We start from the raw sequence: 9,805 nt of genomic DNA on the forward strand, positions 1-9,805 counted from the left end.
GTGCTTGATGTTTGAGGCAAAGGTGCTGCGCGGCGGGATTGCCGTCGCGCTGACATGGTCGCTCGCGGCCTGCGGATCGGCGGATCAGCAGGCGCTTGCCGGGAAGGGCGCTCCCGAGGGGTGGGAGCGCCAGCTGGACGATGCCAGTGACGGCGACGACTGGCCCGCCTTCGGCCGCACCTATGGCGAGCAGCACTACAGCCCGCTTGATCAGGTCAACGCCGGGAACGTCAAGGATCTCGGCCTCGTCTGGGCGGTGGACCTTCCGGCGGGCAACCCCGCGACCGGGCCGATCGAGGTGGGCGGCACGGTCTATCTCGCCAGCGGCTATTCGGTGGTCCGCGCGATCGACGTCGCTTCCGGCAAGGTGAAATGGGAACACGATCCCAAGGCCCCCGAAGCCTCCGGCATCCGCCTCAGGCAGGGCTGGGGCAGTCGCGGCATCGCCTACTGGAACCACAAGGTCATCACCGCCACGCAGGACGGCCGCCTGATCGCGCTCGACGAGAAGACCGGCAAGCCCGTCTGGACCGTGCAGACGCTGGAGGAGGGCGCGCCGATGTTCATCTCCGGTCCGCCGCGCGTGTTCGATGGCAAGGTGATCATCGGCAATGCCGGGTCCGATGAAAGTGCGGTGCGCGGTTTCGTCACCGCCTTCGATGCGGACAGCGGCAAGCCGCTGTGGAAATTCTACACCGTCCCCGGCGACCCGGCGAAGGGCTTCGAGGACGAAACGCAGAAGATGGCCGCGAAGACCTGGAGCGGCGACTGGTGGAAGTACGGCGGCGGCGGTTCGGTATGGAACGCCATCACCTATGACAAGGCCAACGACCAGATCCTGCTCGGCACCGGCAACGGCGCGCCCTGGAACCACAAGATCCGTTCTCTGGGCAAGGGCGACAACCTGTTCGTCTGCTCGATCGTCGCGCTCGATGCGAAGACGGGCAAGTACAAGTGGCACTACCAGATCAACCCCGGCGAAAGCTGGGATTTCAACGCCGCGATGGATATGGAACTGGCCGACCTGACCATCGACGGCAAGCCGCGTCAGGTGGTGATGACGGCGCCCAAGAACGGCTTCTACTACGTGATCGACCGGAAGGATGGAAAGCTGATCTCGGCCGAGCCCTTCGTGGAAGTGACGTGGGCGAAGAAGATCGACCTTGCCACCGGCCGTCCGGTCGAGAACCCCGGCGTGCGCTACGAAAGCGGCAGGACTTCGTTCCGCCCCACGCCGCTCGGCGCGCATAGCTGGATGCCGATGGCCTACAGCCCGAAGACGAAGCTGACCTACATCCCCGCCATCGATCTTCAGGCGCACTTCGACGACACCGGCATCACCCGGGAAAACTTCAAGTTCGCCGAGGGCATGGGACTGTCTCCGGGCGTCGGCTACGCGATCGACGCGGGGGGCAAGGACGTCACCGGCTGGCTCGTCGCCTGGGACCCGGTGGCGCAGAAGGCGCGCTGGAAGCTGCCGATGCCCACGCACGGCAATGGCGGCATCATGGCGACGGGCGGCAATCTCGTGTTCCAGGGGCGGCCCGACGGCGGCTTTTCGGCCTATAACGCCGAGGACGGCAAGCGCTTGTGGAACTTCGACGCCCGCGCAGGCGTGGTGGCGCCGCCGATCACTTACCGGGTAAACGGGAAGCAGTACGTCACGGTAATCGCCGGGATCGGCACCAGCGTCGGCCTGTTCGGCCCGATGTTCGCGCAGTACGGCATCGATTACCGCACGCAGGCGCGGCGGGTGCTGACTTTCGCCATCGGCGGCAAGCAGCAGTTGCCGCCGCGCGAACCTTACAAGGCCGTCGCCTTCGAGGATGCCGACTTCAAGCCGGACGCCGACAAGGCCGCGCGCGGAGAGGGCATCTTCGGCGGTCGCTGTGCGGTCTGCCATGGCACCTCGGTCATCGCCGGGGGCACCGCGCCAGACCTGCGCACTTCGCCGATCCCGGCCAATGCCGAGGCTTTCGCCGAAGTCGTCCGCAACGGTGCGCTGGTCCCGGCGGGAATGCCCAGGTTCGGTGAATTCACGCCAGATCAGGTCGAAGCCCTGCGCCAGTATATCCGCACGCGGGCCGAAGTCCTGCGCAGCGGCCGCCCCGACAGTTCGGTCGGTTCGGCACACAAGACCGGAGAGTGAGCCAACCCCCAGGAAAGGGCGCTTCGAAAGGGGCGTCCCGATCCTGTGATCACGCTTCTCGGTTGGTGTTTCTCAGCATTTTCGGGCGCAGGGAGCGGATTTACCCTTCTGCCTGAATTGCACTGGGGGCTTGGCGTGCAAGCACTGATTCGTGCCGTTCGTCACTATCGCCTCACGGCGATCAGCACAGGGGCTCTACAGTGCGCAACCAGAAGTTGACAGCCACCGCGCTCGTTACTCGAAGTTCACTGTCCTACGTCCGGAACGTATTCGCGCTGAATGAGGCCCGTCAGGCCTTCGTCAATGTTCCTGACGAGGCGCATGCGGCGACGCTGACCGGACTGGACGTCGTTTCCTGCATCGTGCCGGAAGAAGGGGGCGGCTGGTTCGACGAGAGCCGCCCGCTGATCCACGACGATCGGCCCGCTCAGGTCACTTATACATCGGGTACGGAGGGCAAGCCCAAGGGCATTGTCCTGACTTACGCAAACCTGGCCGATGCGGCGGAGCGGATCATCGACCAGATGGGCCTCACTTCCGACGTGCGCGAGTATGTCGGCGTCCCGGTCACCTACAGCTTTGGGATCGGCCGTATCCGTGCGGTCAGTGCCGTGGGCGGCCGGTCCTATCTGCCGCCACGCGGGTTCGATCCGCTCGAACTTGCCCGAATGCTCAAGGCGGGCGAAGTGAATGCGCTGTCGGCCGTCCCCACGCTGCTGCGCATCGTGCTGCAGCAGAAGACGGTGATCGGGGATGCGGGCAAGAAGCTGCTGTGGCTGGAGATCGGTTCGCAGTACATGTCGGCCGCCGAGAAGCGCGGTATCCGCGACCTGTTCCCCAATGCCCGGATTGTGCAGCACTATGGTCTCACCGAGGCTTCGCGCAGCACGTTCCTGCAGATTTCGGAGGTTTCCGACGAGGTGCTGGACTCGGTCGGCAAGCCTGTCGGCGCCACCGAGGTCGGGATTTCCGAAGAAGGACGCATCCGCATCCGTGGGCCGCACGTCGCGCGCCGGCGGCTGGACGGCGAGGAGATGCGCGATCTCTGCGACGCCGATGGCTGGCTCGAAACCAGTGACCTTGGCCATGTGAAGGACGGCTACCTCTACTACGACGGCCGCGCGGACGATCTGATCAATTCGGGCGGGGTGAAGCTCAACCCGGACCTGCTCGAGGCGCGCATCGCTCAGTTGCTGGGCCAGAGCGGCAAGGTCGTTGTCGCCAAGGTGCCTGACGCGCTGCGCGGCGAGGGCGTGCTGGTCGCGTCCGATGCGACCGACATTTCCGCCGACCGCCTGCATGCCGTAGCGGCGGAGGCGCTGAAGGCGTTCGGCGTGGTTGCCGGAGATTCCCTGCACGTCAGGGTCATGCCGAAGATTCCGCGCACGGCGACCGGCAAGGCCATGCGCCGCGTCCTGACCCAGGAGTTCGTCGAGGAACGCAAGTCCGCGCCTCCCGAGCCGGTCGTGGAACGGGCGGCGGAGGCTGCACCGCGCGACGTGCAGGGCTTCTTCCGGCAGTTCTTCCCCGGCCGCCGCATCGGGCCGAACGACAGCTTCGAAAGCATGGGCGGGGATTCGCTCAGCTACATCCAGTTCTCGCTCGGCTTCGAGGGCCGTTTCGGCGCCCTTCCCGATGGTTGGGAATCGCTGACGGTCGAGCAGCTGGAGAAGAGCGCCGGAACCACGGCCGTCGACAGCTGGCGCAAGCTGGACGCCGCGATGCTGACGCGCGCCTTCTTCATGATCTGCATCGTAGCGCTGCATCTGGATACCTTCGTCTACAGCCGGAACTGGGGCGCGGCGTATTTCCTGTTCATGCTGTGCGGCTATAGCGTGATGCGCTTCCAGTGGCCGGAGATCAGCCGCACCGGAAAGGTCGGCACGATCTTCGGAACCGTCGTCAGCGTGGCCATCCCGACCCTGATGGTCACCATCGCGATGCAGCTGTGGGCTGGAAAAATGGAAGTGAAGCCGCTGCTGCTGATCTCCAACTGGTTCGATCCGCACCAGTATCACATCGCCTATTACTACTTCGCGGAGCTGTACATGCAGCTTCTGCTCGTGCTCGCCGCACTGTTCTCGTTCCCAGCGATCCGCGAGTTTCTCAAGGCAAGGCCGATGACGTTCTGCACGGTACTGGTCGCGGTGGCCACGGTGGTCAGCTGGACGGTGGAGAGGGTCTGGGATACCAACTACATCTTCCACCGCACGCCGATCTGGTACATGTGGACGGTCGCCGTGGGCATGCTGATGGCCAGCGCGCGGGACCTGCAGAGCCGGATGGTGGCGATGGCGGTGGTGTGCGTCGCCGTGCTGGTTCATCACGGTGTCACCTCGGCCAGCGCCTATATACTGGGCGGAGCGGCGCTGCTGCTATTCGGAACGTCGATCAAGGTGCCGTCGTTCGTGAAGTCGATGGTGTCCGAAGTCGCCGGTTCGTCGATGTTCATGTATCTCAGCCACTATCAGGTCCGGTCGCTGATCATCCGTATGTTCCACGGGCCGAAGCCGTGGGTGGCGCTTTCCGTGGCGATCGGGTTCGGCATCGTCTTCGCCCACGCGTACACCTGGGCCGAACGCAAGGTACGCGCGTTCCTGAGCGCGCGGGACGGCAAGGCGATACAGCCGACGTTCGCCCGCGAAGAGCCTCCCGGGCTGGCCAACGCGTGACCGCAGGCGCGCTGCAAGGTGACAGGGTTTACACGGTTTACACTGTCCAGGGGGAAAAGGTGTCACCTTGGGCAGGAATGTGTCACCTTGCACGCGCAAGGTGACACATTTCGCGGCGGAAGTGTCACCTTGTAAGGACAACATGTCACCTTGTGAGGGCAATGTGTCACCTTGCGGTGTAACCTTGTGAAGCGGACGGGCCATGCGGAGCAATGTACCGGACGGCGCGGCCTGTAGGAAAGCGCACCGGTGAAGCCGCGCGATCGTCCTTATGAAACCTTGCTCGCCGGCTCCGTCCATGTCGTGTCGCCGGCGCCCCAGAGCGGTGCGCCCCGGCTTTCGCGCAGCGAAGGGATCGTGCGCCCGTCCTTGTCGGTCACGCCGTATTCCATTGCCAGCTCGGCATTGATGAAGGTGCCGCCGGACCTGTCCCCGACCGCCGGGTCCATCGCCAGCGCCGCGATCACCCGGCCCGGAAACTCCGGCGAGGAGCCGACCGCGCTGTTGAGCTGGCTGGCCATGCCGGGAACCGACTTGAGGTTCTCGGTCGCGCGCTCGGTATACGTGAAGCCCTGCCAGAGCGAGACCGCGCTGACGCCGGTGCCCTGAAGTTCGCGGCCCATGTCGCGCATCATGCGGTCGGTCGCGGTCTTGGTCGTGCCGAATACCACATCGTACGTGTAGGTCACCCCGACGTAGCCGGACAGCGCCGCGATCAGCCCCGAACCCTGCGGCACCATGATCCGCGCGGCATGCCAGGCGGCGACGTAAGCGGCGCGCAGGCCGGTATCCCAGATTTGCCATTCATCCTGAAGCGGCTTTTCCCAGAAACCGGTGCGCTCGGTCATGCTGTCGGGAATGGCCATGGCGTTGTTCACCAGCAGGTCGAGCCGCCCTTCGTCGCGCGCGAGCTGATCGAACACCGCGCCGATCCGGGCATCGTCGAGCAGGTCCAGCGCAACAGCGACACCGCGCCCGCCGCGCGCGTTCACTTCGGCGACCGTCTCTTCGAGCGAGCCGGGCAGGACGTGGCCGCCTGCGGAGAGCGTGCGACCGGTGACGTAAACCGTCGCGCCCTGATCCGCCAGCGCGCAGGCGACGCCCTTGCCGATCCCGCGCGTCGCTCCGGTGACGAGCGCGACCTTGCCGGCAAGTCCGCTCAAGACGGCTTTCCCGGATTGGCGGATTGGCGCCGGTTGACGAGCGGGCGGTGATAGGACGGATCGCCGGGATCGCGGGCCGATACGCCGTTCAGCGCGATGTCGGGCACGTCGGCAAAGGGGATCGGCATTGGCGGCGGCAGGCAGCCCCACTCGATCACGTTGGTGCGCAGCGCGATCTTCCATGCATCGTTCCGCCGCTCCAGCCGGTCGACATCGCGTCCGCCCGCGATCCACAGGCTCTCGTCGCGGTTGCGGCCGACGAACTGGTAATACGTCTCGGCATGGGCGGTATCGCCGTCGAGGTCGATGTTGGACTGCAACAGCGCGTGATGCGTGACGATCTGTCCGGCCTCGTGCATCGGCACCGCCCAGTCCCAGCAGTCCGCCGCGCTGCCCACGAAAGGTCCGGCCGCCATCTCGGCGTCGTCCCAGAAGGCGGAGAGGTAGACGGCGCGGTCGAAGCGGTCCATCCCGCGCGAGAAACGCTCCAGGCATTCGCGGATCTCGTGCTTGTCCAGCATCGCCGCGATACGGGCATCACGATCATTTGCCACGGTAGTCGACCTCCGAAACGGGTTTCCAGATCGGCGAGCCGCGCGTCGCCCTCGCCGATGCAATGACGCTGCCGTCCACGTCGGTGAGGCCGTATTCCTGCGCCAGTTCGGCGGTGACGAACTCCCCGCCCGAGCGCTTCATCACCTCGGGATCGGCAGCGAGCGCGGCCACGACGCGCCCCGGATGCTCGACCGTGCTGCCCTGCATCGAGGTGATCGAGGTGGTCATCTTGTCGCCCATTTTGGCAAGGTTGTCCTGCGCCTTCTCGGTCAGGGTCAGTCCTTGCCACAAGGTCAGCGAGGCGACGCCGTGAGGTTCCAGTTCGATCGCCATGTCGCGCGCCATGCGATCGACCGCCGACTTCGACGTGCCGAAGATGACGCTGTAGGTATACGTCACCGCCGCGAAGCCCGAGATCGCCACGATCAGCCCCGACTTCTGCGGCGCCATGATCTTGGCCGCGTGCCACGCCGCGACGTAGTTGGACTTCACCCCGACGTCCCACATCTCGAGGTTGGAGAGCGGCTTTTCCCAGAAGCCCTTGGGTTCCAGCAGGTCGTCCGACAGCGTAAAGGCATTGTTGACGAGGATGTCGAGGCGGCCCTGCTCCGCCGCGATGCGGGCGAACAGCGCGGCCACGGCCTCGTCGTCGCCATGGTCGCAGGCGACGGCGATGCCGCTGCCACCGCTGGTCGCACCGCGCGCGTCGCACTCGGCAGCCGCGCCGCCGACCGTGCCGGGCAGGTAGTAGTCGCCCTCCCTGACGGTGCGCCCGGTGACGTAGACCGTGGCGCCCTGCTCGGCGAGGACGAGCGCGATGCCCTTGCCGATGCCGCGGCTGGCGCCGGTGACCAGCGCGACCTTGCCCGCAAGCGGCGCGCTCATGCCGCGTTCCCTGCGAACCAGTCTTCGCTGTAGTCGCCCTTGGCGCGGCCGGGGAAATGGTCTGCGGTGAAAGGATAGCCCATCACGCCTTTGGACCAGTCCGCTGCGGCGCCCCAGTCCTGTTCCCAGTCGTAGAGCATCACCCGGTCGGCGATCCGCCATTCCGGCTCGGCCGAGGCACCGGCGCGCTTCTCGAAGGTGTCGAGATAGCGTCCGCCGATGCAGGTATCCCGATCGCCTTCGCCCATATCGACACGGTGGTACGAGAACACGTGGGTCTCGGCGCGCGCGGTGGCTCCCGCCAGTTCGATGTGCGTCTGGCCAAGCAGGTGCTGGGTGTCCTTGATCGCATCGGCGCCGGGCACCACCCACGCGAGATAGGCGTCGAAAGGGCCGCCATGCACGCCGTAGTCGAACCGGGCATCGGGCCACCAGCAAGAGCGGATCAGATCCGCGCTGCGCCGGTCCTCGCCGCGCGCCAGTCGCGCCACGCAAGTGCGGATCGCCTCGCGGTCGATCATCTCGCGTAAAGCCTGCTCCATCCAACCTCTCCTTGCCGTCATGCCGGGACGCATTGGCCGCTTTGACGGCTCCTGAATGCGCGGTATCGCGAAGGGGCCTGTCGCGCGGACAAGCCCCTTCCACCGAAGTTCAATGCCGCAAAACCGCCGCTACGACTTGACCAATCTGGACACGCGGACCCGCTACGGCCCGCTGATCGCCGATGCGGAGTTTGCAGGTATCGGGCATCACGCCCCGAACCCGCCGTCGATGGTATGGAGCGCGCCGGTCACGATGCCGGCCTCCGGACCGGCGAGATAGGCGACCATCCCGGCGATCTCGTCCGGGCGGCCGTGGCGCTTGATCGCCATGAAGCCGTGCATGAGGTCCTTCATCGGCCCGTCGCCGGGGTTCATGTCGGTATCGGTCGGGCCGGGCTGGACGGTGTTGACGGTGATGCCCCTGCCGCCGAAATCGCGGGCGAGGCCCCGGGTCAGCCCCTGTATCGCGGATTTGGAGAGCGAATAGGCCGCGCCGCCCGCGAATGGAATGCGGTCCCCGTTGGTCGATCCGATGAAGATGATCCTGCCATTGTCCGGCATGCGCCGGGCGGCCTCCACGGCGGCATGGTAGGGCGCGCGGACATTGACGTCGATCATGCGGTCGATGACGTCGGCGTCCTGCTCCAGCGGATCGCCGAACACGAGAACGCCCGCATTGACGACGAGAATGTCGATCGGTCCGGCATCGGCGACAAGGGCGATCACCGCGCTGCGGTCCGCCGCGTCCGACCGGACCGCGCTGGCGCCCGTCTCGGTGGCCAGCGCCTGCGCGGCGTCTGTCGCCCCGGCGTAGGAGAATGTCACGGCCGCGCCGTCTGCGGCGAGGCGCTTTACGATCGCGGCGCCGATGCCCCGGCTGCCGCCGATGACGAGAGCTGTCTTTCCTGAAAAGTCGGTCATTTGTGTGGCTCCTGTAATGCTTGGATTGGGTAGTGCGTGAGGCACGCGGCGCTCACTTGTGCGCGTCGAGGAAGCCGCGCACGGCTGCGACGGTGGCCTTTGGCTGCTCTTCCATCAGCCAGTGTCCGGCATCGGGGATGGTGGCCTCGGTGACGTCGGAGGCGGCGAAGCGCATGACCGTCGCCATCATCGGGCCGAAGGATTTCTCCCCGCCGACCGCCAGCACCGGCATCGCCAGCTTGCCCGCTGCCACGAAGGCGCGGTTGTCGATCGCGTCCTGGTCGAAGGCGGCGAACTGGGCGAAGCCCGCGTGCATGGCTCCCGGCCGGGCGTAGAGCGCAGCGTAGTGGACGCGCGAGGCTTCGCTGAAACGCTCGGGCCGGGCGGAGAACTCGTTCCAGAACCGGTCGAGGTAGATCCGTTCGCGTCCGGCGACGAGGCGCTCCATGTCGGGGCCGCCGAAGCGGAAGTGCCAAAGCAGCGGGTTCTTGAGGATCTCCTCCCAGGGGCCGACGCCCGGCAGCGGCGCATCCATCAGCACAAAGCTGGTGACGCGCTCGCGGTTCTGGGCTGCGAAGGCGTAGCCCACCATGTTGCCGATGTCGTGCGTGACGAGGGCGGTCTTGCCGACCTTCAGCGCGTCCAGCAGCCCGGCGATGTCCTGCCCCTGCGTTTTCTTGTCATAGCCCCCGGCGGGCTTCGCCGACAGGCCCATGCCGCGCAGGTCGGGCACGATGACCGCGTGATCGCGCGCGAGATCGGCCGCCACCGGCGCCCACATGTCGCCGGTCTCGCCATAGCCGTGAAGCAGGACGACGGCCGGCCCCTTGCCGCCGATGCGGGTGTGGATCGTGGTGCCGTTGGTCGATACCTCCTCGGTCCGGAAACCTTCGGGGAACGGCGCGACTTGCGCGGCGG

At 66.4% G+C, this 9,805-nt stretch carries 8 protein-coding genes; 2 read left to right on the plus strand and 6 right to left on the minus strand.

The features are described 5' to 3' along the window. Positions 1–7 precede the first annotated feature (7 nt). Entirely contained in the window at positions 8–2,149 is a 2,142-nt protein-coding gene (locus LH128_RS14400; protein ID WP_008830377.1) for a PQQ-dependent dehydrogenase, methanol/ethanol family, read from the plus strand. Positions 2,150–2,349: 200 nt separating this feature from the next. Next, positions 2,350–4,821, plus strand: coding sequence for an AMP-binding protein (locus LH128_RS14405; RefSeq protein WP_008830378.1), 2,472 nt, complete (start codon positions 2,350–2,352; stop codon positions 4,819–4,821). Between the two features lie 269 nt (positions 4,822–5,090). Here the strand turns inward: LH128_RS14405 and LH128_RS14410 are convergent, their stop codons facing one another. The 6 genes from LH128_RS14410 to LH128_RS14435 all read right to left on the minus strand — a co-directional run. Further along, the gene (locus LH128_RS14410) at positions 5,091–5,984 is read right to left on the minus strand and encodes an SDR family NAD(P)-dependent oxidoreductase (RefSeq protein WP_008830379.1); all 894 of its coding nucleotides are present in this window, start codon (positions 5,982–5,984) and stop codon (positions 5,091–5,093) included. Next, positions 5,981–6,538: a nuclear transport factor 2 family protein gene (locus LH128_RS14415; RefSeq protein WP_037519469.1), complete on the minus strand. Its 558-nt coding sequence runs from the start codon at positions 6,536–6,538 to the stop codon at positions 5,981–5,983. Before LH128_RS14415 ends, LH128_RS14410 begins: the two co-directional genes overlap by 4 nt. Beyond that, a complete protein-coding gene (locus LH128_RS14420) occupies positions 6,528–7,424 on the minus strand; it encodes an SDR family NAD(P)-dependent oxidoreductase (protein WP_008830381.1) in 897 nt (298 codons plus the stop codon). Before LH128_RS14420 ends, LH128_RS14415 begins: the two co-directional genes overlap by 11 nt. Next, on the minus strand, positions 7,421–7,966 hold the full coding sequence (locus tag LH128_RS14425; RefSeq protein ID WP_008830382.1) for a nuclear transport factor 2 family protein: 546 nt from the start codon (positions 7,964–7,966) through the stop codon (positions 7,421–7,423). Before LH128_RS14425 ends, LH128_RS14420 begins: the two co-directional genes overlap by 4 nt. Positions 7,967–8,173: 207 nt before the next feature. Beyond that, entirely contained in the window at positions 8,174–8,887 is a 714-nt protein-coding gene (gene bdcA, locus LH128_RS14430) for an SDR family oxidoreductase (RefSeq protein ID WP_008830383.1), read from the minus strand. Positions 8,888–8,939: 52 nt separating this feature from the next. Then, on the minus strand, positions 8,940–9,805 hold an 866-nt coding region (locus tag LH128_RS14435; protein ID WP_008830384.1), incomplete at its 5' end, for an alpha/beta fold hydrolase.

Source organism: Sphingomonas sp. LH128 (assembly GCF_000293195.2).
GTDB classification, from domain to species: domain Bacteria; phylum Pseudomonadota; class Alphaproteobacteria; order Sphingomonadales; family Sphingomonadaceae; genus Novosphingobium; species Novosphingobium resinovorum_A.